This is a genomic window from Sorangium sp. So ce1036, from assembly GCF_051369805.1.
Taxonomy (GTDB): Bacteria; Myxococcota_A; Polyangia; order Polyangiales; family Polyangiaceae; genus Sorangium; species Sorangium cellulosum_F.
Genome location: NZ_JBBMOX010000001.1, coordinates 1,736,124 through 1,759,730 on the forward strand (window position 1 = coordinate 1,736,124; position 23,607 = coordinate 1,759,730).

Genomic DNA, 23,607 nt, shown 5'->3' on the forward strand with positions numbered 1-23,607 from the left:
CCATCGCCCGGCGGGTGGTTGATGCGGCATGATGCTGCCCGTGACCGTTGCCGATTCGCTTTCGACCCAGAAGCCCGACCGAGAGAAGCTCGGCCTGGAGCACACCCGCGAGTTCGTGGACCGCGTCTTCGGCCCCGATCTGCATGCCCTGCGCGTGTTGTCGCTGGCCAACGGCGTCGCCGGGGTTCTGAACGCCGCCGTCCTGTCGATCCACGCCATCGGGCAGGCCTACGCGAACGTGGCGAAGATCGCCGCCAAGAGCGGCGTCAAGCAGGTCGACCGCATGTTGGGTAACGACGCCCTGTCGCTCGACATCGTGCTGGCGCGCTGGGTCCGGTTCGTCGTGGGAGAGAACGCGTCGATTCTCATCGCCCTCGACTGGACCGACTTCGACAAGGATGACCACACGACGCTCTGCGCCTACATGGTGACGACCCACGGTCGGGCGATGCCGCTGGCTTGGAAGACGGTGAAGAAGTCGGCGCTGAAGGATCAGCGCACCGGACATGAACTGGAGATGGTCGAGCGACTGCACACCTGGCTGCCCGAGAACGTGAACATCACGCTCCTGGCCGACCGGGCGTTCGGCTACCAGGAGCTCTACGCGCTCTTGGAAGCGTTCGGCTGGGACTTCGTCATCCGGTTCCGAGGCTGCATCCTCGTCGAATCGGCCGAGGGCGCGGTGCGTCCCGCCGAGGACTGGGTGCCGTCGAACGGCCGGCCGAAGTTGTTGGTCGGCGCGCGAGTGACGGACAAGCGTGCCGCCGTGGGCGCCGTGGTGCTCGTGAAGGCGGCGCGCATGAAGGAGGCATGGTGCCTGGCGACGTCGCTCGCGACCACGAAGGCGGCGGAGGTAGTCAAGCTCTATGGCCGGCGGCTCACGATCGAGGAGACCTTCCGCGACACCAAGGACCTGCACTTCGGCATGGGGCTGTCGGCGACGAACATCCGCGATGCGGCCCGGCGCGATCGGCTCCTGCTGCTGGTCGCCATGGCGCACACGCTCTTGACGCTGCTCGGCGCCGCCAGCGAGGCCTCCGGGCTCGATCGAACTCTGAAGGTCAACACGGTCAAGAAGCGAACGCACTCGCTCTATCGCCAGGGGCTGTACTGGTATCACTGCATCCCCACGATGCGGGAGGAGTGGCTTCGCCGCCTGGTGGATGCCTTTGACCGCATCGTCCGCGAGCATGCGTCCTTCAGCCATTTCTTCGAGGTCAAATGAGGGGATGCCTCAGCGGCAGCCGAGCACGAGGTGACGCGAGGCCCGATTCAGACTGGGACTATGTTATGTCGGGTAATGCTGCTCAGAGGCACTCTGCTGAGCAGCGCCTTCAAGATGGAGGGGCGTTCGCTCGATTCCGATCAGGTTTGCCGAGGAACAAAAGACGAAGCCCCCTCAGAAAACTTGCCATAAGTCGTCCGAGAGGGCCCGCTCCGGGTGTGGAAGACCGGAGAGGATGCATGCTGGCTCGCCTTTGTCCTCGGGGACAAATTTTTCTCATGCCTCCAGGAGATCGACCAGGAGATCGCGCGGCAGGTGGCGCGGGCGGGGTGCCCGCGGTGCGGCGGCCCGCTGGATCGTAGCGACTATGACCGCAAGCCCCGCGGCGATCGCTTCATCGCGGCGACCGCGGAGCCGCCGGTGCGAAGGATCAGCTACTGCTGCCGCCGGGAGGGGTGCCGGCGGCGGCGCACGCCGCCGTCGGTCGTCTTTCTGGGCCGGCGCGTCTACCTCGGCGCGGTCGTCATCGTCGCGAGCGCGAGCGCGCTTTTGCGGCGCACGACGGCGTGTCCGCCGGCGCAGGTCCCGCCGGCAGACGTGCCGCCGGCAGAGGTCGCGCCGGCGCAGGCCTCGCCGAGACGGACCCCGGCGACGCAGGTCCCGGCGCGGACGCTCGGGCGGTGGTCGAGGTGGTGGCAGACGGAGTTGCCGGTCACGGGCCTGTTCGTGGCGTTGCGCGGGCTGCTCGCCTCGCCCGTGGACGCGGCGAGACTGCCCTGCTCGCTGCTCGAGCGGCTGACCGGCAGCGCCGTCGAGCAGGTCACGGCGCTGCTCAAGCTGCTGGCGCCGCTGAGCACGGGGTCTGTCGCTGACGGCGCACGATTTCTGAGGAGCGCTGGGGCCTGATGAGGGGCACGCAGAAGATGTAAAATGAAGGGATTCGCAGGTTGGCGTAGGGTTTCCCTCGCGGCGCACGGACAGATGACCCTGCCCGCGGAGAGGACCCATGAGCCACGAAGACACGCCAGCGCGCGTGCGATGGGCACGTCTGCGCCTTTCGATCATCGGACCGCTGCTCGCCTCGCCGGCGGTGCGGGGGCGGCTCGGCGAGACCATCGCCGAGCTCTCCGGCCGCCCCTGGCATCACCCGACGACCGGCGAGACGGTCTGTTTCTCCGCCAAGACGATCGAGCGGTGGTACTACGCCGCGCGCAGCGAGCTCGACCCGTTTCGGGCGCTCGCACGCAAGGTGCCCAAGCACGCCGGGACCCATCCGAGCGTCACGCCGGCTCTCGCCGCCGCGCTCGGCAAGCAGCACGCCGAGCACGAGACCTGGAGTTACCAGCTCCACTATGACAACCTCTGTGCGAGCGCGAAGCAGGATCCATCGCTCGGGAAGCTCCCCGGTTACGCGACGATCTGCCGCTTCATGAAGGACCAGGGCCTGACGAAGAAGAAACGGCAGACCCGTATCGCCCGGGGCGAGGGCTACGTGCCCCGCGAGGTCAGGTCCTTCGAGGTCGAGCATGTCAACGGGCTGTGGCACCTCGACTTCCACAAGGGCTCGCTCAAGGTGCTCCACCCGTCCGGCGCGTGGGTGAAGCCGGTCATGCTCGGCGTACTCGACGATGCCTCGCGGGTCTGCTGCCACGGGCAGTGGTACTACAAGGAGAACACGCAAGCCCTGGTGCATGCGCTCTCGCAGGGGATCCAGAAGCGAGGACTGCCGCGCGCCCTGCTCGACGACAACGGCTCGCAGATGGTCGCCGCCGAGACCACGGAGGGGCTCTTGCGCCTCGGCATCGTCAACTTCAACACGATGCCCCGCACGCCCGCCCAGAACGGCAAACAAGAGTCCTTCTGGGGCCCGATCGAAAAGCGCCTGCTCGCCATGCTCGAGGGCGTCGAGGGGTTGACCCTCAGCCTGCTCAACCAGGCCACCCAGGCATGGATCGAGCAGGAGTACCACCGCGCTGTCCATAGCGAGCTCAAGGAGACGCCGCTGGAACGCTACCTTCGCGGTCCCGACGTCGGCCGGCCCAGCCCTGGCTCCGAGGAGCTGCGCCGCGCCTTTCGCATGGAGATCACGCGTACCCAGCGCAAAAGCGATGGGACCGTGACGGCGTGCGGCGTGCGCTACGAGGTCCCCTCTGCCTATCGCACCCTGAACCGGCTCCGCCTTCGCGTGGCGCGCTGGGACCTCAGCCATGTCGATCTGGTCGACCCGCGCACCGGCGCTCACCTCACCACGCTCCGGCCGCTCGACAAGGTCAAGAACGCCGATCGCGCGCGCCGCGCGCTCTCCGAGCCCGCGCCGGCGCCGCGGCGCTCCGGGATCGCGCCGCACCTCAAGGCGCTGATGGCCGAGTACGCCGCCACCGGGTTGCCGCCTGCGTACCTGGCGCTCGACGACGGCGGGCAGGACGGCGCTCCCGAGGATGGCGCCGCGCTCGACCCAGCGAACCAAGATCCTTGTCTTGAATCGACGGAGGAGGCCCTCTCATGACCTCGAAGATCCTGTCCCTCTACAGTCTCATCTTCAACCCCTTCCGACCCGACCTCCCCGTCGAGGCGCTCCACGTCACGCCACAGGTCCACACTTTCCTGCGGCGCGTCGAGAGCGGCGTCACCGACGGCGGCTTCGCGCTCGTCACCGGCGACCCCGGCACCGGCAAGAGCGTCGCGCTCAGGCTCGTGCGTGAGCACCTCGGCACCTTGCCTGACGTGACGGTCGGGACCATCGAGCACCCGCAGAGCCGCGTGCCCGACTTCTATCGTGAGCTCGGCGAGCTCTTCGGCGTGCCCCTGAGCGCCCATAACCGCTGGGGCGGCTTCAAGGCGCTGCGGACGCGCTGGAGCGAGCACATCAGCACGACGCGCAGCCGCCCCGTGCTCATCCTCGATGAGGCGCAGGAGGCGCTCACTCAGGTGCTCTGCGAGCTGCGCATCCTCGCCAGCAAGGACTTCGACGCTCGCCAGCTGCTCTGCGTCATCTTCGCCGGCGACGGCCGCCTGCCCGAGCGGCTGCGTACCCCCGAGCTCTTGCCCCTCGGCAGCCGCATCCGCCGCCGCCTCCACCTCGATTACGCCTCCCGCGACGATCTCACCGCCTGTCTCGACCATCTCCTCGAGGCCGCCGGCAACCTCGCCTTGATGACCCCGGAGCTGAAGGCCACCCTCGTCGATCACGCCGCCGGCAACTACCGCATCCTGATGAACCTCTGCGACGAGCTGCTCGCCGCCGGCGCCGACCGCGGCCTGCCACGGCTCGACGAGAAGCTCTACCTCGAGGTCTTCTCTCCGCCCCAGCGGCCGAAAGCATCGACGAAGAAGCGATGAGCCCCTCGGTCCGCCGCAGGCTCTACGCCGCGCGCGAGCTCCTGGAGCTGCGGCTGCTCTCCGCTGCGCTCGATGCCGTCTCCACCGCGCTCCGGCTCGAGCACCCGACCCTCGACACGCTCGCCGAGCCGACGGAGCCGCCTACGCTGTGCGCGGCACGCCATCTGCTCGTCCAGATCCGCTCGCTCCGCGGCGCCATCCGCTCCTACCGCTCGGCCGTCCACCGCGTCCTCGAACAACCCGACGATGACGGCATCCCCTTCTGACGCGCAAGCTACCCGCTTGACGCTCCGCGTCCCTCAAGCTCCGTGCGCAAGAGCCCCTCAATTCTCGTGGTTATGCTCATGCGAAGAGCTCGGTGCCACGTGGCGCCTCCGGCGGAGAGATAACAGCCGGAGGTAATCAGTCTGGTATCGATGTTTATCGGATTCCACTGGATTCAGGTCGTCCATATGTCACGTTTAAGCTTCAGGGGAAGTAGTATGATTCTACGAAGGCGTCCGGACTGGAGGAATTTGGCGAGTGAATCTGCGGCTCTTGCGCTCGGTGTTGAGTTGTTTCGCTCCGTTGCAAACGACAGGCGCCCGGCTTGGGTCGGGGGAATGTTGAAGGCCGTAATCGCTGCGGCTCGATGTGATGTGATGGGGTTCGGGGAGAAAATGGTGATGATCTGTGAAGACAAATATTTGTGGGGCACTGCAGAGTCTTTGTTTTATGATCTCAGGCGGGTTAGTTTGAACGCTAAGTTTGCTGGTTCTCCTGTTGAGCGCGCATTGGTGGATCTTCTTGAGGTTTCGGCCAAGGTTGTCTGCAACGCGAGCGGAGTTGTTCCGGGATTCGATGCACATGCTGGTGCGCGGATTCTTCCTCTGGTGGTGCGGATCGCAAGGCTCGTCGAGCAGGAGCCTGGGCGAGAGGAGGCGCTGCGTCTCGTTGACGAAGCGTTGTGGAGTGAAGTGCAGAGATGTTAGTAAATCCGACGTGTCCATGATAGTGAATCGTGAATCCGACAGGGTTGATTTGGGGGCACTCGTCACAACGGCTGCGAGCTCTGCGATGAGGCCGCCGAGGCGGTGACCACGACGGTGTACGACCTCGAGGAGCTCGATGGGGCGACGTGGTTCGTGGCGACGGAGATCGACCCGAACGGGAAGGTGCGCAAGGCGTACCAGGACGTGGACAACGCGATCGTGGCGGTGGAGGAGCGCAATCGGTTGCGCGGGTCGGACACGTGGACGACGCTGGTGACGCGGTACGGGTACAATCCGCTGGATGAGCTGGTCCGGGTGACGGATGCGCGCGGGAACGTGACGACGGCGGAGTACGACACGGTGGGGCGGATGGTGGCGCTGACGAGCCCGGACATGGGGCGCACGGCGCGGCGTTCCCTATGAACGTGGGGGCGCAGCATGAGCATGTCCATGCTTTCTGAGAGCGTCATTCGCACGAGCCCCTCGGGACGCGGCGCGTCAGACAGGCCCAGCATCGCCGGGGGCTCGGTCTCGTCCTCGAGTGGTGCACGGGGACCACTTCCCGCAGCAGAGCTGCCCGGCCTCCGGAGAGGGTCTCTGCGAGACGGCGCGGTGCTCCTCCGAGCTCGCCCGGGTGGCTGGGGGGCCTGGCCCGCATCGACCCGCGCACATGCTGGCGCTAGATCGTCCTCGTGGGCCGGGCGCCCTCGTGCCGCCGGTGTGGCCCTCGCGATCTCGCCAGCTTCACCGGCGATTGGAGAGAAGACAATGAGAGCGATCGACGAGATTGTCCCGGCAAGGGCCGATACGCCGACCCTCCAGGTCGAGCGCGTGCGGCGAGATTTCCCGATCCTCCAGCGGCCGATGAACGGGCGCCCGCTCGTGTACCTCGATTCCGCCGCGAGCGCGCAGAAGCCGCAGGCCGTCCTTGACGAGATGACGCGCTTCATGCGCGAGGACTACGCCAATATCCATCGCGGGGTGTACGCCCTGAGCCAGCGCTCGACGGCGCTCTACGACGCCGCGCGGGAGAAGGTGGCCCGCTTCATCCACGCCGCCGACCCGCGGGAGATCGTCTTCGTCCGCAATGCGACCGAGGGGATCAACCTGGTCGCCAGCAGCTACGGGCGACAGTTCCTCGAGGAGGGCGACGAGGTCCTCCTCACCCAGATGGAGCACCACGCCAACATCGTGCCGTGGCAGCTCCTGCGGCAGGACAAGGGTATCTCGCTCCGCGTGGCGCCGATCACCGACGAGGGCGAGCTCGACATGGAGGCCTTCGAGCGAATGCTCACGGACCGCGTCAAGCTCGTCTCGGTCGTCCACGTCTCGAACTCGCTCGGCACCGTGAACCCGGTCAAGGAGATCGTCTCCCGCGCGCACGGGCGCGGGATCCCCGTGCTCATCGATGGCAGCCAGGCGGTCCAGCACATGCCGGTCGACGTGCGCGATCTCGACGCCGATTTCTACGTCTTCACGGGCCACAAGGTCTACGGGCCGACCGGGATCGGCGTCGTCTTTGCCAAGCTCCGGCACCTCGAGGCCATGCCGCCGTACCAGGGCGGCGGCCTCATGATCCTCTCGGTGACGTTCGAGAGGACCGAGCTGGCGCCTCCTCCGCAGAAGTTCGAGGCGGGGACGCCGAACATCGTCGGCGCCGTCGGCCTCGGCGCCGCGATCGATTACGTGTCCTCGCTCGGCCTCGCGGACATCCACGCCCACGAGTCGGCGTTGCTCGCCTACGGCACCGAGCTGCTCCGCGAGATCCCGGGGCTCCGGTTGATCGGCACGGCGCGGGAGAAGGCGAGCATCCTGGCGTTCGTCATGGATGGAATGAGCCCGCAGGCGATCGGCGCCGCCCTCGGCAGGAGCGGCGTCGCGGTGCGGGTGGGGCACCATTGCACGCAACCTCTGATGGACCGCCTGGGGATCCCCGGCACGACGCGCGCGTCGATAGGACTTTACAACACGAGGGAGGACATCGAGGCGCTCGCGATCAGCCTCCGCCGGCTGTAGGAAGCCTCCGCTCGAACGAACGGATGGGAGCTCGGCGCGCGCTGCGCTCGGCTGCCTCCACCTCGATCGTGCCCAGCCGGTACCATCCATCCGACTCACGGCCCTCGATGGCGAGCCGGATCGCCGGCGCCCTGGTGCGCGGATCGACGAGCGCGAGGCGCAGCGCGTAGGTGCCCGGCGCGAGGCCCGCGGGCGAGCGCACCTCGCCCTCCCACGTGGCGTCCCCTGGCAGCAGCGTCCGCACGTCGAGCGGCAGCTCGACCGTGCCCGCCGCTCCCCCGGCGCGGAGCTCCAGCGTCATCGCATAGGGGCGGTAGACCGGGGCCACACCGGCGTTCTGCCACCAGAGCTTGAGCCGCATCGGCCCGCCGGCCTTCACCTTCTTCGGGTGCTCCAGCCGGCGCAGGACCAGCCGGTAGCCCAGCCGGCGGGCGAAATCGTCGAACTTCCCCTTCCATTCCGGCGGGATCGCCGACGACTTCAGGTTGATCGTCGAGGCGTGCCAGGCCAGCGCCTGCTCGAGGATGTAATCGACGTCCCAGCCCGCGGCGAGCCAGTCGCCCACCACGCCGCACGTCTCCAGCGACACCGGCCGGCGGCGCCAGGCCTCGCGCACCGCGGGGCGCGCCACCAGCTCCGGATAGGAGTCCAGCATGTGAGACCAGTTGACGTTCGGCTCGGAAGAGCGCATGTCGCCCCAGCAATCGAGGCGAAAGCCGGCCCCCCTGCCCACCGCGTGATCGATGACATTGGGTTGATCGTTGACGAGCAGCGGGGTCTCCTTGAAGGCATCGAAATAGACGTCGATGAGCCTCCGCTCGATCGCCACGGGCGGCGCGTGATCGCTCCAGCCCTCGCCCCAGTAGCCGATGGAGGCGATGTCCACGCTCTCCAGCTCGGGGTGGCCGTCATAGCGCTCGCCGACCGCGGCCACGAGGGCGCCCCAGTGCTTCAGGTAGAGCGGGTCGGTGTAGTCGGGTTCCCAGATCGAGCCGGTCGTCTCGTCCGCTGGCGCGTTCGCGCGCCGCGCGCCCGACGCCCGGTACCACCCGGGCAGCGGGACGTCGCGGTCGTACGGCATGAGGCGGATGGCCAGGGTCTGGCCGTGGCGGCGCGCCTCCTCCAGCGCGAGGTCGAGGATCTCCCAGCGGATCTTGCCGCGCTCCGGCTCCAGCGTCGCCCAGTGCCAGCGCAGGTAGGCCACCGCGCTGTCGGGGAAATCGGGCTTCACCGCGAGGTCGGGGAGCCGCGTGGTCGGGCCGGCCTCGGACCAGTTCGGGCCGGTGAGACCGGGGTTCAGCGCCTGGCCGTTGAAGCGCTGGAACGTCTGGATTCCCATGCCCGGATTGACGAGGACGTCATGAAGGACGCGCGGGCGCACCGTGACCGTGGGCTTGTCGGGCGGCGGCGGCTTGCCGATCGTCCATTTCGGTCGGACCAGCGTGGTGACCGCCGCGGGCGCGGAGCCGGCGGCGAGCGCAGAGCCGGCAGCCGGCGCGGGCGCGGGCGCGGAGGCCTGACCGTGCGCGGAGGCGGAGGCCGGCGCGGGCGCGGGCGCGGGCGCGGAGGCCTGGCCGCGCGCGGAGGCGGAGGCCGGCGCCGGCGCGGGCGCGCAGCCAGGGGCCGCGGCCTGGAGGGCGAGGGCGCCGGCGAGCGCGGCGAGCACGGCGCGGCGGTCACGCCTGGGATGCGCCTGGACAGGGGCCGGAGCAGGGCGTCGCATGCGCCCTCTCTACCACGCGGGCACAGCCCGCCAGGCATCCAGGGGCGAGCTCGAGCGTCGCGGTACCAGCGCGCCCGCACACGCCCAGTGCGCCATGAACGGACCACGGGGCGCGCTCCTAAGTACCCGCCCCTCAGGGGCAGGTCGGCCGCCACGCGTCGTCGGGGAAGTACCTGGCGATGAGATCGTGGAGCGGACGATCGTAGTCGCGCAGCTCGGCACGGGTGTTGATCTCGTTGTGGATCCCGTTCGGCGGGATCGACTCGAGGTTGGTGTCGAACCAGGCCTGGACGCCCTCGGCCCAGTATTCGTCCTTGTTCGTCGCGGCGTAGGTGTCCGCCCATTTCCCCGCCTGGAGCGCGCTCCTGAACGCGTCGGCGAGCTCCTGATTGAACGTCGGCTCGACGAAGGCGATGCCCATGATCGCGATGGCGTGCGAGAACTCGTGCACGAGGATGTCCTCGCCCCTGTACCGATCGCTCGGATAACACAGGACGTTCTCCTCGGCGCAGGAGCTCGCCGGGCGGGCGGGGGTCGCGCCGAGGCCGCGGGCCCGCGTGTCCCAGTCCGTCCCGGGGAACGCCTCATAGAGATCGCTGTGCTCCGGGATGTCGGTCGTCACCTCCGTCTCCGCCATCACGGCGAGGCGCGTGTGGTTCGCGATCATCGCCTGACGCACGTCGTCGCGATGGCCGAGCATGCGGACGACGACCGAGCACGCGCGCTGCAGCGCCGCGTCCGGCGCCTTCTCGGAGCTGATGACGGGAATTCCCGCGGCGTCGACGTACTTCTCGTAGAAAGGGTCGAGCCGCAGCTCGGACGGCACCTCCGAGACGCTCGCGCACGCGCCCTCGGGGCCTCCGCCGCCTCCGCCATCCCCGGTGCCCGTCGCGGTGCTGGAGGTCGTGCCTTCCGCCGCGCTCGAGCTGGTCGCCCCGGTGCCACCCGCGCCGCCGCCGCCGACGGGCTCCGCGCCGCCGCTGCCGACGGGCTCCGTGCCTCCGCCGACGGGCTCCGCGCCGCCGTCGCCTGCGCTGTCGCCGGGCGGCGACTCCGAACAGGCGGCAAGGGCGCAAAGCAGAACGGCGGCCAATGCACCTCTTCCACGCATGCTCGCGATCTTGCATGGCGCTCATGCCAGCGTCCAGGTTGCCCGCATGTTGCACGGGCACATGGCTGTGGGAGTGGAAAGGTTCCAGCTCCCGGCAGCCCCTTCTCCGCTCGGGGTGTTGCTGTTCCAGCGCTCGTCCCGGCCCGGCTCGTGGCTACCGTTCTTTTCTCGCAGGCTGGTCCCTGCGGGGTTTCAGCATGAGCTGATGCTCTGGACCGCCGAACGGTACGCCCGGATGGCCGCCTCGATCCCCGGGCGCGGACTGCTGTAGACGGGGACAAGCAGGTCGGGACACAGGGCGACGGCGTCGGCCATGGAGGCCTGCGCCAGGACGATCGCATCGGCGGCCGGCGCCCCCTGGCGCAGCCGCGCGGCGATTGCGCGGAGGTAACCCGCTCGATCGCCGCGCTCGAAGCGCGCCCACGCGTCCTCCACGAGCGCCTCGTCGATCGCGAGCGCCCTGCCGGCCCGCGCGGCCACCTCGAGGAGGAGCTCGCGGGTCGGCGCGAGCGTGCTCGCCAGCGTCGCGGCGACGAGGAGGCGCCCGCCCGTAGCGACAGCGCGCTCCGCCATCGCGCGATCGACGCGGAGGACGGGATGGCCGGCCGCCTGGCCGACGCGCTCGGCGCACCCGCCGATCGTCGAGCACGTGCAGAGGACCACCGCGGCCCCGCCCGCCACGGCGTCCAGGATCGTCCGGGCGATGCGGCGGGTCACGTCGGGGGTGAGGCCCAGGGCCCGGGCGTCGCGCAGGAGGCTCTCCTCGACCACATGCCTCGCCGGAATGGCCGGGGCCACCTCGGAAAGGAGCCGATCGAAGGTGGCGATGTGCGCGGGCGAGGTGTGCAGGAAGGTGAGCGTCCTGGTCATGGGGTGACGGTCGCCGGCCGAGGGCGTCTACCGGGCGGCGTCCTCGAGCCGCGCGATGTCGAGCTTCTTCATCTGCATCATCTCCTGCATGACCCGCGCCGCCCTGGCCGGCTCCGGGGGCCCGAGGAGCCGCGGCAGCGCCGACGGGACGATCTGCCAGGACACGCCGAACCGGTCCTTGAGCCACCCGCGCTGGCCCTCGGAGCCGCCGTCGGCCGTGCGCTTGGTCCAGAGCTCGTCGATCTCCTCCTGCGCCTCGCAGGTGACGATGAGCGAGATGGCCTCGGTGAACTTGACTTGCGGGGCGCCGTTGGCGAGGGCCGCCCCCGGTTCGACGACCGGCGCCCCACGCCGCCCTACGTGGCCCTCAGCGCCGCCGTGCAGTGTCCGCAGCGCACCGCCTTGATCGGGATGCTCATCGCGCACTCGGGGCACTCCTTCGTCGTCGCGGCCGCCTCCTCCTTCCGCTGGAGCTTTCCCATGGCCCGGATCAGCAGGAACACGCAGAAGGCGACGATGACGAAGCTCACCAGGCTGTTGATGACGAGGCCGTACCGGAGGAGGACCGCGCCGCCCTTCACCAGATCGTCCGGGGTCGCGTAGGGGCCGGGGCCGCTCGGCGACTTCAGGACGAGGTAGTGCCTGCTGAAGTCGATGCCGCCGGTGAGGAGGCCTATCGGCGGCATGATCAGGTGGTCGACGATCGTCTTGACGATGTTGCCGAACGCGGCGCCGATCACGACGCCGACCGCCATGTCGACGACATTGCCGCGGACCGCGAACTTCTTGAAATCCTCCCAGAACATTCCTCTCCTCCAGGCTCCGAGGAGACCTCCGCTGGTCCTGCGGCAGGCGCCCCGGGCGCCGCCATCGTCTCGTGGCGATCCGGGCGGCGCCAGATTTTCGTGTCGTTCGCGTTATCCCGCCGAGCGCACGAGCTGTGCTGCTAAGCCGGTCCGTGTTCCCTGGGGCCGTCCCAGGTTGGGGGCCGTCCCAGGTTGGGGGGCGGCCGTCCCAGGTTGGGGGGCGGCCGTCCCAGGTTGGGGGAGCCGTCCCCGGTTGGGGGCCGTCCCAGGTTGGGGGGGCCGTCCCAGGTTGGGGGCCACCATCCACCCGATTTCTCACGCGGCAGTTCCCCCGTCCCGGTCGGATCTCTAGGATGCGCTCCGGATGGACGAAGACCGATCCATGGCCCCCGAGATCGAGGCTGCCCTGCGCCACCGCGCCAAGGTCGAGCTGCGCAAGCGCGCACGGGCGCTCCGCAACTCGTTTCCCCGCGACGCGATCCTAGAGCGCTCGCGCCGCATCCAGCGCGCCATCGCGGAGCTCCCGGCCGTCGCCGCCGCCCGGCGGGTCGCGCTCTTCTACCCGATGGATGACCGCAACGAGGTCGACCTCCGCGAGCTCGACCCCGTGCTGCGCGGCCGCGGCGTCCAGGTGGCCTACCCCGCCATCGACCCCGAGTCGCGCGTCATGACCTTCCGCTTCGTCGCCGACCCGGGCGCCATGCAGGAGCGCGGCCTCGGTTTCCGCGAGCCCGGCCCGGCCGACGAGGAGGCCACATCGCTCGACGTCATCGTCGTGCCCGCGCTCCAGATCGACCCGCGCGGGCACCGCATCGGCTATGGCGCCGGCTTCTACGACCGCACCCTGCCGCGGTTCTGCCCCCCGGCGCACGCCGTCGGCGTCGCGTTCGACTTCCAGCTCATCGCCGAGGTGCCCGCCACCGACGACGACGTCCCGCTCGATACCATCGTGACCGATGCCCGCGTGCTCGCGGCCGATCCCGCCTAGGCTCTGTTCGGGCGAGCCGACCGAGGTTGAGGCGAGCCGACCGAGGTTGAGGCGAGCAGGCGAGCCGACCGAGGTTGAGGCGAGCCGACCGAGGTTGAGGCGAGCCGACCGAGGTTGAGGCGAGCCGACCGAGGTTGAGGCGAGCCGACCGAGGTTGAGGCGAGCCGACCGAGGTTGAGGCGAGCCGACCGAGGTTGAGGCGAGCCGACCGAGGTTGAGGCGAGCCGACCGAGGTTGAGGCGAGGGTGACCGTATGGGCGGAAATTGGGCGCTCAGGGAAACGAGGCCGAAAAAATTGCGCGCGCCCCCGCGACATCGCGCGATTTTTCGTCATGCTCCCGGTCGGGGGAGGAGGCAACCATGGGCAGCGTCGACGAGATCCTCAACAGGAAGGGTCGAGACGTTTACACCATCTCGCCGGAGGCGACGGTCTTCGAGGCCGTTCAGTCGATGTGCGCGCGGCGCGTCGGCGCGTTGCTCGTGAGCATCGACGCGTCCCCGAGCGGCATCATCAGCGAGCGCGACGTGCTGACGCGGGTGATCCTGGCCCGGCGCGAGCCGGCGACGACCCTGGTCGCGGAGGTGATGACCCGCGAGGTCGTCTGCGTCGAGCCGAGCACGCCGGCGCGCCAGGCCATGGCGGTCATGACCGAGCGGCGCTGCCGTCACCTGCCCGTGGCCCACGACGGGCGGGTGGTCGGGATGCTCTCGATCGGCGATCTCGTGCACTGGGCGAGCCGCGAGCAAGAGGCCGAGATCAAGATGCTGACCGAGTACGTGCAGGGGGCCTACAGCTGAGCCCCCAGGCCGGCCGCCCCTGACACTCCCGGCGGCGCGATAAAAAAAGCGTCGCCGGGGCCTTGGGGGGGAGAGGCCGCACCAGCAACGCTGATCGACGACATAGCAGACCGCATGCCACCGCGAGAAGAACAAAATGCGATGAAAATCCGCATAGATGTCCAGGGCGCATGCCCCGGATGTTGCAACCCTGCGACGGCGGGCTTGCAGGCGCGCATTGCGTCCGGCACGGCGGCTGACCTGATGCGCGGCGGCTGACGCACGCGGGGCAGGGCGATCGTCTCGCCCCGACGGGACGTGGGGGTCAGTGGAGCGGCTCGCGGCTACGGGCTTTCTGGTCGAGGTGCTCGGCGATGGTGAGCCGGTCGGCGTCGCTCATGACCACGAAGCGGACGGCCAGCAGGTTGTCGCGGTCCCAGACCGGACGGGCGCGCAGGCGGATCGGACGCCCGACCCCGAGATCGAGCTCGAACGGGGTGATGGCGGGCAAGACGCGGCCCGCGAGCGCCGGCGCGCGCTCGACGACCATGCCCGTCGGCGAGAGATCGATCGCGCGGCACCGGTGCCTGTGGCCGTCGACGAGCGCCGAGACGGGGAAGTCGACCTGAGCGCGCGCGCCGTGCCTTCGATCCATGCTTTCCTCCCTGGTGGTTGCTCGCTGGGCGGAAGCGTAGGACGCGCGGCGCGCTCGGGCCAAACATCGGGCGGGCGGGCCCGGCGCTCCGGACCCGGGCCGCCCCGTGGCGCGCGGGGGCGGCCGTGTGCGATATGCTGGGGCCCCGAAAGGAAGGTCTGGCGATGCCCACGTGCCGCGAGTGCGACAGCGAGGTCGACGAGCTCAGGACGGTCAAGGTCGGAAGCAAGAAGAAGAAGATGTGCGAGGACTGCGCCGAGCGCGCGGCGCAGGAGGGGGCCATCGCCGAGGAAAGCGAGGCGGTGGTGCAGCAGATGATGGGCTTCAAGGGCAGGCGCTGAGCCGCCGTCCGGCTGCCAGGGGCCGTCCGGGGCCGTCGGACTGCATGGCCCGAACGGCTTCCCGGGGCCGTCGGGCTGCATGGCCCGAACCGGCTGCCCGGCGGCCGCCGGCGCCGATCTCGCGAGGAGGATCGGGCGCGAGGGAGAGAGACCACGTTCCCCTCTCCCTGTGTCCCCTGCGCCCTCGCGCCCTCGCGGTTCTCTCCCTCATGGGCCGATTCATGCGGAATTCCAATGCTCCCGGCGCGCCGAGCGCACCCCGGCGAGCTTGCCGAGATTCCAGAGGAAGGCGCGCGGCCGCCGAAGGCATGGAGTCCCATCCCGTCGAGATGCGCCGGCCGTGAAGCCGGGATCATGGATGGCCAGGAGCCGGTGAGGGCCGTGATCGAGGCGCTCGCCGGTGATGTTCTTGCGGTCCGTGTTCAGCACGCCATGGACGAACCCGCCCTCACGTAGCCCGCGCAGCGCGCGGCGGCGCGGACCGTCGCTGCGCGCAGGAAAGCGGCGGGCGAAGGCTCGCCGGGGCGCTCGAGGGCTTCCGCGATCTCGGGCAGGCAATGCCGGGCGCAGGGCTCGAGCCGCTGGGCGCAGCGCTCGATCAGGGCGCTCGGCTGCGCCCCCTGGTCCCCACGGCGCGCCGGCGCTGGAAGGGACCGAGTTGAAGGCGAGAGTGGCTCCCCCGGACAGAGCATCGACGAGCGCTTGGCGAGCGCTCTTCCTTGGCGAGCGCTCCTCCCGAGGAAGAGCGCCTCTCCCGTCTCGAACACGCAGAACATCTCGACGCGTCGGCGCCGAGCCGCGCGAGATGCCGCTCCCATTCGGGCGCGGTGAGCCCGCCGACGCCCACCCGCTCCGCCCACCGCCGATTCCCATGATGGAGGATTCGCCGAGGGAAGGAGGCCGGCGCCACGGCATCATAGAAGGAGTCGCCGCGCTCGAGACCACGAGGATCGGGTGGGCAAAGGTCGTCAATGGGCACGGAGAACCCGGCGGTGTTGGCCGCTATCCAACATTCGTCTCGTGATGGCCTACGCGCCGGCGCGTGGGCGACCATTTCCCTACACATCCCCCGCGGAAGCAGGCGAACTGCGCATTGCAACATTGCATTGAATTTTTGCAATGTTGATGTGAAAAGCAGTCCAGGTGTACGACCAAATCATCGCTTGTTTGGTCTTCGAAAAGATTTCGTCTTGACCCATCCGGGTCTTCCAGGAATAAGTTGTTCGACGAGAGCGCCGGTATCCGCCCCCTTGGTGCTGAACGGCCTGCACCGACGGCTCGCGGCGTGAGGGCATCCAGCGGGAGGCGCGATTGCCCCCTGGTGCCATTCGGCCGCGACGGTCCTGTTCACCGTGAGGGGGTGGCGACGCCGGGGGAGAGGAAGCCATGCATTCGATTTCACAGGGCCTTGGGTCGCGATCGCTCGCCGCCGGGAAGTTCGTCGCCTCGCTGATGGCGATGTCGATCGTCGGTCTCGGCTGCGCGCCGCCCGACGAGGACGTGATCGCGGAGGACCTCGACGCGGAGGAGCAGGCGGCCGGTACGGTCTATCGCGTCGGCCCGACGAGGACCTACAAGACGCTCGCCGACGTGGCCGGCCGCCTCGCGCCGGGCGACGTGGTGGAGGTCGACGGCAACGTGACCTACCCGGGCAACGTCCGGCTCAGGAAGGGGGGCACGCCGTCGTCGAAGATCACGATCCGCGGCGTGAAGGTCTCCGGGAAGCGCCCGCTCCTCAAGGGCGGCACGAACACCATCGAGATCAACGCGAACCATATCGTGCTCGAGGGGCTCGAGGTGACCGGCGGCACGTCCCGCTGCATTTTCCATCACGGCCACGATATCACCATTCGTGACAGCGTGGTCCGCGATTGTCCCGCACACGGTATCCTGGGCGCCGACTCGGACTCAGGCTCGCTCACCCTGGAGTACGTGGAGGTCTACGGGTGCGGCAGCGGGACGACGAGGCATCCCATCTACATGGCCACCGACGAGACGGCGTATCCGGGCGCCGTCTTCCGGATGCAGCATTGCTACGTCCACGACGCGAACGGCGGTAACGCAGTGAAGAGCCGCGCGGAGAGGAACGAGATCTATTACAACTGGATCGAGGGCGGCCTTTACAAGGATCTCGAGCTCATCGGCCCTGACGGGCAGGATCCGGATCTCGCGCGGGAGGACTCGGACGTGGTGGGCAACGTCTTCCGCAAGACGCACACGCAGTACGTGGTGCGCGTCGGCGGCGACGGTACGGGCGACACGAACGGGCGTTATCGGTTCGTGAACAACACCTTCCTGCTCAAGGCGGGGTCGAGCGCGGCGATCCACCTGTTCGACGGCATCGAGAGCATCGAGCTGCACAACAACATCTTTCACCGCGTCGGCGGCGGGAGCGTCCAGGTCTTCCGCGACGACGCGAGATGGGCGGCGGGCAAGCCGCTCATCAAGGGGGTCAACAACGCGGTCCCGACGGGCACGACCGTGCCTTCCGGCTTCACGGGGACGAAGATCGTGAGCGATCCCGGCTTCACCAACGTCGCGAAGCTCGACGTGACGCTGCTCTCGACGAGCCCGCTCCGGAACGCGGGCGTCAGCGCGACGTCGGGCATCTCGGGGCGCACGTTCCCGTCGCCGCTCGCGATGCCGCTCTACCACCCGCCGCGCGCGGCGCTCATCCCCTACGGCACCGCGGTGCGGCGGCCGATCGAGGGCGCGATCGATCTCGGCGCGTTCGAGGTCGGCGCTGCGGGCACGCCTCCGCCTCCGCCGCCTCCGCCGCCTCCGCCGGAGTGTCCGCTCGCGGAGCCGGGCGAGTGGGTGAACACGCCGCTCCCGTCGTCCCAGCGCGGGACGTTCACGGCGAGCTGGGACGTCACGCCGAGCGCGTCGTACATCGACGGCGTGGTCGGCCTGTCGAGCGCCGCGGCGGACCAGTGGATCGAGCTCGCCGCGATCGTCATCTTCGACGAGGAAGGCAACGTTCGTGTCCGGAATGGGTCGAGGTACACGGCGGCGACGAGGTTCCCGTACACCGGCGGAAAGACGTACACGGTCCGGATGGTGGTCGATGTGGCGGCGAAGCGGTACTCGGCGTACATCCGGCCGAAGGGCGGCTCCGAGGTGCGGCTCGCGAGCAACTACGCGTTCAGGACCGAGCAGAGCTCGGTCACGCGGCTGAGCAACTGGGCGATCACCCAGACCATCCCGGACGCCACCCTGTCGGCCTGCAACTTCTCGATCAGGTAATCAAGACCTCCCGCGTGGCGCGGGCGGCCCGTCAAGGCCTCCCGCGCCCCCGGGGCGCTGTCACGGCGACGGAGCGGCCAGCCCGCTGCGCCGCATCAGCGCGTCCAGGCTCGGCTCGCGGCCGCGGAAGCTCTTGTAGAGATCCATCGGATCCTGGGTGTCGCCGAGCGCGAGGATCTGGCTCCGGAACGCGTCGCCCACCGCCCGGCTGAACAGGCCCTCTTCCTCGAACCGGGAGAAGGCGTCGGCCTCCAGCACCTCGGCCCACTTGTACGAGTAATAGCCCGCGGCATAGCCCACCGGGTTCGAGAAGAGGTGGGAGAAGCCCGCGATCATGGCGTAGCCCTCGGGCAGCGGGACGGGCGAGTAGCGCGAGAGGATGTCGCGCGCCAGCTCCACGACGTCGCCGGCCTCGGGTGTCCAGTCCATGTGGAGCGCCAGGTCGACCTCGGCGAAGCCGAGCTGCCGCATCATCGCGGCGCCCGCGCGGAACGTGCGGGCCGCGCGCATCCGCTGGAGCAGGTCGTCCGGAATGGGCGCGCCCGTCTCGTGGTGGCGCGCGAAGAGATCCAGCGCCTCCCGCTCCCAGCACCAGTTCTCCATGATCTGCGACGGCAGCTCCACGAAGTCCCAGGCCACGTTGGTGCCGGCGAGGCTCCGGATTGGCACCCGGCTCGAGGCGTGGTGCATCATGTGCCCGAACTCGTGGAACAGCGTCTCGACCTCGCGGTGGTTGAGCAGCGCGGGGCGGCCGCCGACCGGCGGGGTGAAGCTGCCCGCCAGGACCGCGAGGTGGCGCGGGTCGTCCGTGGTCGCGCCGGGCTCGCCGCCGGGCGTGCCCGTGACGAGCCCGTGCATCCAGGCGCCGTCGCGCTTCTGCTCGCGCGGCATGAAGTCGAGGTAAAACGCGGCGCCCTGGGCGCCGTCGGCCTCGATGACCCGGTAGGCGCGCACGCTCGGGTGCCACGTCGGGGCGTCGTCCCAGGGCGTGATGCGCACGCCGTAGAGGCGGTGGGCGATCTCGAAGAGGCCCGAGACGACGCGATCCAGCGGGAAATAAGGGCGGAGCGCCTCGTCGTCGAAGTCGTAGCGCGCGCGGCGCAGCTTCTCGGCGTAGTAGGAGATGTCCCACGGCGACAGCGGCGGAGCGCCCGGGCCCTCGATCTCGCGGCGGAAGGCGGCGAGCTCCTCGTTCTCGCGGGCGAAGAACGGCGCGGTGCGCTCCCTGAGCGTCTCGACGAAGCGGCGCGCCGCCGCGCCCGTCTTCGCCATGCGGTCCTCGAGCACCAGGTCGGCGAAGTGCGCGTAGCCGAGCAGCCCGGCCTTCTCCCGGCGGAGCTCGAGGATCCGGCGGATGATCGGCCGGTTGTCGTGCTGGCCCTCGGTCGCCCGCGTGCTGTAGGCGCGGTAGAAGCGCTCGCGGATGGCGGCGTCGTCGAGGTAGGTGAGCACCGGGATGTAGCTCGGCGCCTGCAGGGTGAAGCGGTATCCCTTGACGCCCTTGTCCGCCGCGCTCTGGCGGGCGGTCTCGATCGCGCTCGGCGGCAGGCCGGCGAGGCGGGCAGGGTCCTCGATCACGAGCTCGAAGGCGTTCGTCGCGTCGAGCACGTTCTGGGAGAAGCGCAGGGTCAGGGTCGCGAGCTCGACGTCGATCTCGGACAGGCGCTTCTTGCCGGCCGGGTCGAGCTCGGCGCCGCTCCTCCGGAAGTCGTCCAGGGTCTTCTTGAAGAAGCGGCGCCGCGCGCCGGTCAGCGCCGCCGCCTCGGGCGTGGCCGCGAACGCCTTGAGCGCGCCGTAGACGCCCTCGTTGAGGGGGATGCCGCTCAGGAGCTCGCTGACCGCCGGCTGGACGGCGTTGTACGCGGCGCGCAGCTCGGGCGTGGTGGACGTCGACTCGAGGTGCGAGACGACGTCCATGGCCCGACCGAGCCGCTCGGTGACGTCCTCGAGCGCGCCCAGCGTGTTCGCGTACGTGCGGGGGCCGGGCGCCGCGACGAGCGCGTCGAGGCGGGCGCGGGCGTCGTCGAGCAGCGCGCGGACGGCGGGCTCGACGTGCTCGCTCCGGATGCGATCGAACGGGATCTCGAAGCCGAGAGAGAGCAGGGGATTGTCGGTCGCGTCGGTCATGATCGTTCCTGGTTGTGGGGCCCGGGGGAGGGCCGGCGGACGGGGCGCGACGCCGGCCACGGTCGGTCGGCGCCGGCGCGCGCAGCCTTCCCTTGGTAAAGGCGTCCGCGCGGGTTGGCCAGCCCCGCGCGACGGCGACCCGCCGGAAGGGCCGATCGATGACGCGCAGTCGCCGGAAACAGGAGCAATTCTGAAGTTCGTTGCCCTCCTGCGCGGGCGGTGCTGGATGCTCCCGGTCGGCGTGGCGCGCTGGAGACGGGCGCTGGACGGGCGGAGGCGCGCGCAGGCCGCCGGGCGCCGAGCCGCAGACCTCCACCTGCTGGGCCGTCCTCGGCGTCGCCCCGCGATCGACCTGGAGCGCTCCGCGGGCGAAACTGTCCACGTGACCATCCCCGCGTACCTCGCGAGGCACGAGCCGCCGCGCTCGCCCGAGGACCTGGCCCAGCACAACTGCCTGACCTTCCACGTCAACCACAGGCGGCACGTGGCCTGGCGTTTCGAGAAGGACGGCGCCTGGACCGAGGTGCGCGTCGACGGCGACCGCGACGCCGACGACGCGGCCATCGCCCACCCGTGGGCCCTCGCCGGAGCCGGCCTGCTCTACAAAGCCGAGCTGGATCTGGTGCACGATCTGCGCGAGGGCCGCCTGGTGCGCCTGCTGCCCGGCTGGCAGGGTGAGCACTATCCGCTCAACGCCATCCTGCCGAGCCATCGTTTCGTGCCGGCGCGGGTGCGCGCCCTGGTCGACTTCCTCGCGGCGAAGCTCCGCGACCTCTCGCCTCAGAAGCGCGGTGTGCCCGGCGCCAGGGGCTTGAAGCGATAGACCAGGTAGGGCGGCTCGTTCCTGGCCGCGCCGTCGGCCTGGAGCGCGCTGGTGAGGGATCGCTGCGCCGCGCCGGTGTACATGGCGCCGTCGCTGTTGTAGGTGACGCCGTCCGGCCAGACCATGTCCGGGTCGCTGACCAGGCGCTCGTATTTGCGGGTGTCGGACGGGATGACGCCCACGGCGCGCTCGCCGACCTCGGTGAGGTACAGGTTGTCATCCTGGTCGATGGTCAGGCCGCCGTTGAAGGGCTTGTCCGCGTAGGTCTCCACCTTCGCCCCGAGCTGCGCGGCGGTGAGCGACGTGTCCAGAAGGTCGCTCATCCGGATCCGGTACATCTTGTAAGCATTGAGCGGGGCGAAGCAGAGCCACTCGTTGTTCGTGTCGAGGGCGATGCCGTCCACGCCCACGTACAGGTCGACGGCGCCGCTCGTGGGTTGACCCACGGCCCAGCGGATGGGCTCTTTCAGGGGCATCACGCTGTGATGGCCTTGCAAGAGGCGCCGGCTCTCGCCGGTGGAGAGGTCCACCACCACGAGCGCCGCCTTGTCGCCGACGCCGCCCGAGCCTTCGCCGATGGCCTCATCGGCGATCACGATCACGTCGTGCTTCAGGTCCACCACGAAGTCGTTGTGCTGCGACTCGGTGAGGGTGGCTTCCGGTGAGATGGGCACGACGCGCTCGAGCTTGTTCTGGTCGCGGCCAGGGTCAGGCTCGCGAGCTCGAGCTCGAGCTTGAGATGGGCAAACCGATGCATGTCGTCTCCTCGTCGTGGTGTTCGTCCATGCTTGAGGAGCGCGCCCCGCCGGACAAGCGGCGGCACGCGGAAACAGTTTCAGCGTTTCGTTGAGGATGGCTCTCCCGTCTTCAGATCCAGCTTCAGCTCCCGCACCACCTCCGGCTCGGCGCACACGATCTGCGGCGTCGAGCCGTGCACATCGGCCTTGATCCGCTCCTGCAGCCGCTTCGCGAGATCCCAGCTCGGCACGAACGCGGCCAGGAAGCGCTGCCCCATGTCGCGCGTCACCACGAAGCGCGCCGGCGAGAACTCCGTGCGTCCTTTGAGCGCCTTGCGCGTCAGCGGGAAGTCGTAGTCATCGGGCGCCGTCTTGCTGAACGTGTAGAGCACCACGAGGTTCTGCGGGCACTCCGGCCCGCCGGGCCTGGGGAAGGGGCGGTTTGCCCTGGGCTTCGGCGGCGGCCCCTGCTGGAGCTGGATGGTCCCCGACGCCGCGCCCGCGGCCTCGCCGGCGCCGCCGTGCTTCAGGATCGCCCCGCCGGCCGCCACCCACACCGCCCCATCGCTCCCCACGGCCACGTCCTGGGCCTTCACCCCGTCGGGCAGCGGCGCCGGCTCCCAGGCCTCGCCCTTGCGCGCGAACAGCGCCCCGTCCGCGATCGCCCACAGCGTGCCGTCCGGCGCCGCCGACGCCGTGAGCACGTGCGCGCCCTTCGCCGGCGGGTCGATCGGCTTCGGCTCCCCACCCTGGTAGCGGAGCACGCCCCCGTCCACGATCCACGCCTCGCCCTCGCCGGGGCCCGGCAGGATCAGCGTGCGCTCATCGCCGGAGCTCTGCCCCCCGGACTGCGGCGGGACGGGCAGGAGGGTCGCGCGTTTCTCGCCCGGCTTCCATACCTCCAGGACGCTCTCCCCGCTGCAGTCGGTCCCGTAGCTCAGCGCGGTGCCATCGCGCGTCGCCCCGAAGGCCGCCGGGTGGACCGCGGGCTCCGGCTGAGGCAGCGGCGCTTCCCACCCGCGACACGGCTCCTTCCTGGGCGCCTGCGTGATCGTCAGCCCCACCCTGGGCCCGCGCAGCGTCACGAACCTCGAGGCCCCGAGCATCGTCGGCCCCGCCAGCCCCACGAGCGAGCTGCCCATCCTCGCCACCCCGGTGAACCACAGCCCCGGGTCGCTCCCCCGCTGCACCCAGCCCTGCGCCCCCAGCACGTAGTGCTCGGCGATGCCGGTGCGGCCCGTGGTGCCCGTCGCGATCAGGTCGAGCTGGTCGGGATAACGCCCGTGGACGCCGACCACAATCACCGACCACCCCGGCACGCGCAGCCGCTTCGGGAACTCGATCTTCCCGTCCTTCAGCACGCCGACCGCGGAGCCCATCGACTCCCCCTCGAGCGCCATCGGGTGGGTGGTCGACACGAGCAGCGCCCCCTCCACCGGGTGCAGCCGCAGATCGATCCCCGCCGGGACCTGCGCCACCGGCGTGAACGCCGACCTCGGCGGCGGCGCCGGCCGCGTCGCCTCGTCCGCCTTCACCCCGCCCGTCGCGCCCGGCGCGCCCACGGTACGCGATGCGCCTGCCGCGCCTGCCGCGCCTGCCGCGCCTGCCGTGCCCGACGCGCCCGGCCCCGGCGCTGCGGCCTCCGCGCGCGGCCCCGGCGCTGCGGCCTCCGCGCGCGGCCCGTCCGCCGCCTGCGGCGCCGGCGCCGATCCGCACCCTGCCAGCGCCATCCCGAGCCCGCCCAGCCCCCACCGCGCCCTTCGCCCGATCATCGCTCCTCCTCGTCCAGGCGCGGCCGCGCCGAGCTGCCGCGCCGCGCTCGCACGCTCTCCATCTCGACCCGCTGGCCGCT

22 protein-coding genes and 1 pseudogene are annotated in these 23,607 nt (G+C 70.1%); 13 read left to right on the forward strand and 10 right to left on the reverse strand.

Annotation, left to right across the window (positions count from 1 at the left end):
* The first annotated feature begins 31 nt into the window (after positions 1 to 31).
* The 8 genes and pseudogenes from WMF31_RS06405 (at position 32) to WMF31_RS06440 (ending at position 7,551) form a co-directional block, all read left to right on the forward strand.
* Positions 32 to 1,225: an IS4 family transposase gene (locus WMF31_RS06405; protein ID WP_436606526.1), complete on the forward strand. Its 1,194-nt coding sequence runs from the start codon at positions 32 to 34 to the stop codon at positions 1,223 to 1,225.
* Positions 1,226 to 1,441: 216 nt separating this feature from the next.
* A complete protein-coding gene (locus tag WMF31_RS06410) occupies positions 1,442 to 2,131 on the forward strand; it encodes a hypothetical protein (RefSeq protein ID WP_129348455.1) in 690 nt (229 codons plus the stop codon).
* Between the two features lie 100 nt (positions 2,132 to 2,231).
* Positions 2,232 to 3,641 (forward strand): annotated as a pseudogene (locus WMF31_RS06415) (IS481 family transposase); the annotation flags it as partial.
* An 86-nt stretch (positions 3,642 to 3,727) separates the two neighbouring features.
* Positions 3,728 to 4,564 carry an ExeA family protein gene (locus tag WMF31_RS06420; RefSeq protein WP_129348457.1) on the forward strand — a complete coding sequence of 279 codons (837 nt, stop codon included), beginning with the start codon at positions 3,728 to 3,730 and terminating at the stop codon, positions 4,562 to 4,564.
* Positions 4,561 to 4,830: a hypothetical protein gene (locus tag WMF31_RS06425; RefSeq protein WP_129348459.1), complete on the forward strand. Its 270-nt coding sequence runs from the start codon at positions 4,561 to 4,563 to the stop codon at positions 4,828 to 4,830. The genes WMF31_RS06420 and WMF31_RS06425 overlap by 4 nt, the downstream gene beginning before the upstream one ends.
* A 150-nt stretch (positions 4,831 to 4,980) precedes the next feature.
* The gene (locus WMF31_RS06430) at positions 4,981 to 5,535 is read left to right on the forward strand and encodes a hypothetical protein (RefSeq protein ID WP_436601076.1); all 555 of its coding nucleotides are present in this window, start codon (positions 4,981 to 4,983) and stop codon (positions 5,533 to 5,535) included.
* A 102-nt stretch (positions 5,536 to 5,637) separates the two neighbouring features.
* Positions 5,638 to 5,958, forward strand: coding sequence for an RHS repeat domain-containing protein (locus WMF31_RS06435; protein WP_436601077.1), 321 nt, complete (start codon positions 5,638 to 5,640; stop codon positions 5,956 to 5,958).
* A 345-nt stretch (positions 5,959 to 6,303) separates the two neighbouring features.
* Positions 6,304 to 7,551, forward strand: a complete 1,248-nt coding sequence (locus WMF31_RS06440; RefSeq protein WP_436601078.1) for a SufS family cysteine desulfurase — start codon at positions 6,304 to 6,306, stop codon at positions 7,549 to 7,551.
* On the opposite strand, the gene WMF31_RS06445 is transcribed toward WMF31_RS06440, so the two are convergent.
* The 5 genes from WMF31_RS06445 to mscL all read right to left on the reverse strand — a co-directional run bounded on the left by WMF31_RS06445 (position 7,532) and on the right by mscL (position 12,061).
* Positions 7,532 to 9,274 (reverse strand): DUF4832 domain-containing protein, encoded by a 1,743-nt coding sequence (locus tag WMF31_RS06445; protein WP_436601079.1) that lies wholly within the window; start codon positions 9,272 to 9,274, stop codon positions 7,532 to 7,534. The two genes, WMF31_RS06440 and WMF31_RS06445, sit on opposite strands and share 20 nt — an antisense overlap.
* Before the next feature lie 133 nt (positions 9,275 to 9,407).
* A complete protein-coding gene (locus WMF31_RS06450) occupies positions 9,408 to 10,367 on the reverse strand; it encodes a hypothetical protein (protein WP_436601080.1) in 960 nt (319 codons plus the stop codon).
* 210 nt (positions 10,368 to 10,577) lie between these two features.
* A complete protein-coding gene (locus WMF31_RS06455; RefSeq protein WP_436601081.1) occupies positions 10,578 to 11,255 on the reverse strand; it encodes a hypothetical protein in 678 nt (225 codons plus the stop codon).
* Between the two features lie 27 nt (positions 11,256 to 11,282).
* Complete coding sequence (locus WMF31_RS06460) at positions 11,283 to 11,681, reverse strand: VOC family protein (RefSeq protein ID WP_436601082.1); 399 nt, start codon at positions 11,679 to 11,681, stop codon at positions 11,283 to 11,285.
* Positions 11,612 to 12,061 (reverse strand): large conductance mechanosensitive channel protein MscL, encoded by a 450-nt coding sequence (mscL, locus tag WMF31_RS06465; protein ID WP_436601083.1) that lies wholly within the window; start codon positions 12,059 to 12,061, stop codon positions 11,612 to 11,614. The genes WMF31_RS06460 and mscL overlap by 70 nt, the downstream gene beginning before the upstream one ends.
* Positions 12,062 to 12,425: 364 nt before the next feature.
* Between mscL and WMF31_RS06470 the strand changes: the two genes are divergently transcribed.
* Positions 12,426 to 13,049, forward strand: coding sequence for a 5-formyltetrahydrofolate cyclo-ligase (locus WMF31_RS06470; protein ID WP_436601084.1), 624 nt, complete (start codon positions 12,426 to 12,428; stop codon positions 13,047 to 13,049).
* 360 nt (positions 13,050 to 13,409) lie between these two features.
* The gene (locus tag WMF31_RS06475; RefSeq protein ID WP_436601085.1) at positions 13,410 to 13,847 is read left to right on the forward strand and encodes a CBS domain-containing protein; all 438 of its coding nucleotides are present in this window, start codon (positions 13,410 to 13,412) and stop codon (positions 13,845 to 13,847) included.
* A gap of 304 nt (positions 13,848 to 14,151) precedes the next feature.
* On the opposite strand, the gene WMF31_RS06480 is transcribed toward WMF31_RS06475, so the two are convergent.
* A complete protein-coding gene (locus WMF31_RS06480; RefSeq protein WP_436601086.1) occupies positions 14,152 to 14,481 on the reverse strand; it encodes a PilZ domain-containing protein in 330 nt (109 codons plus the stop codon).
* Between the two features lie 164 nt (positions 14,482 to 14,645).
* On the opposite strand from WMF31_RS06480, the gene WMF31_RS06485 reads away from it, so the two are divergent.
* Entirely contained in the window at positions 14,646 to 14,822 is a 177-nt protein-coding gene (locus WMF31_RS06485; RefSeq protein WP_436601087.1) for a hypothetical protein, read from the forward strand.
* Between the two features lie 219 nt (positions 14,823 to 15,041).
* Here WMF31_RS06485 and WMF31_RS06490 read toward each other — a convergent pair whose 3' ends face one another.
* Positions 15,042 to 15,740, reverse strand: coding sequence for a protein adenylyltransferase SelO family protein (locus WMF31_RS06490; protein WP_436606527.1), 699 nt, complete (start codon positions 15,738 to 15,740; stop codon positions 15,042 to 15,044).
* A gap of 468 nt (positions 15,741 to 16,208) precedes the next feature.
* On the opposite strand from WMF31_RS06490, the gene WMF31_RS06495 reads away from it, so the two are divergent.
* Positions 16,209 to 18,068, forward strand: coding sequence for a hypothetical protein (locus WMF31_RS06495; protein ID WP_436601088.1), 1,860 nt, complete (start codon positions 16,209 to 16,211; stop codon positions 18,066 to 18,068).
* Positions 18,069 to 18,128: 60 nt separating this feature from the next.
* Here the strand turns inward: WMF31_RS06495 and WMF31_RS06500 are convergent, their stop codons facing one another.
* Positions 18,129 to 20,195, reverse strand: coding sequence for a M3 family metallopeptidase (locus WMF31_RS06500; protein WP_436601089.1), 2,067 nt, complete (start codon positions 20,193 to 20,195; stop codon positions 18,129 to 18,131).
* 226 nt (positions 20,196 to 20,421) lie between these two features.
* Here WMF31_RS06500 and WMF31_RS06505 point away from each other — a divergent pair, with 226 nt between their 5' ends.
* Entirely contained in the window at positions 20,422 to 21,018 is a 597-nt protein-coding gene (locus WMF31_RS06505; RefSeq protein ID WP_436601090.1) for a LysR substrate-binding domain-containing protein, read from the forward strand.
* Here WMF31_RS06505 and WMF31_RS06510 read toward each other — a convergent pair.
* Both WMF31_RS06510 and WMF31_RS06515 read right to left on the reverse strand, forming a co-directional pair.
* The gene (locus WMF31_RS06510; protein WP_436601091.1) at positions 20,976 to 21,692 is read right to left on the reverse strand and encodes an L-dopachrome tautomerase-related protein; all 717 of its coding nucleotides are present in this window, start codon (positions 21,690 to 21,692) and stop codon (positions 20,976 to 20,978) included. The two genes, WMF31_RS06505 and WMF31_RS06510, sit on opposite strands and share 43 nt — an antisense overlap.
* Before the next feature lie 161 nt (positions 21,693 to 21,853).
* Complete coding sequence (locus WMF31_RS06515) at positions 21,854 to 23,527, reverse strand: hypothetical protein (protein ID WP_436601092.1); 1,674 nt, start codon at positions 23,525 to 23,527, stop codon at positions 21,854 to 21,856.
* Between the last annotated feature and the right edge of the window lie 80 nt (positions 23,528 to 23,607).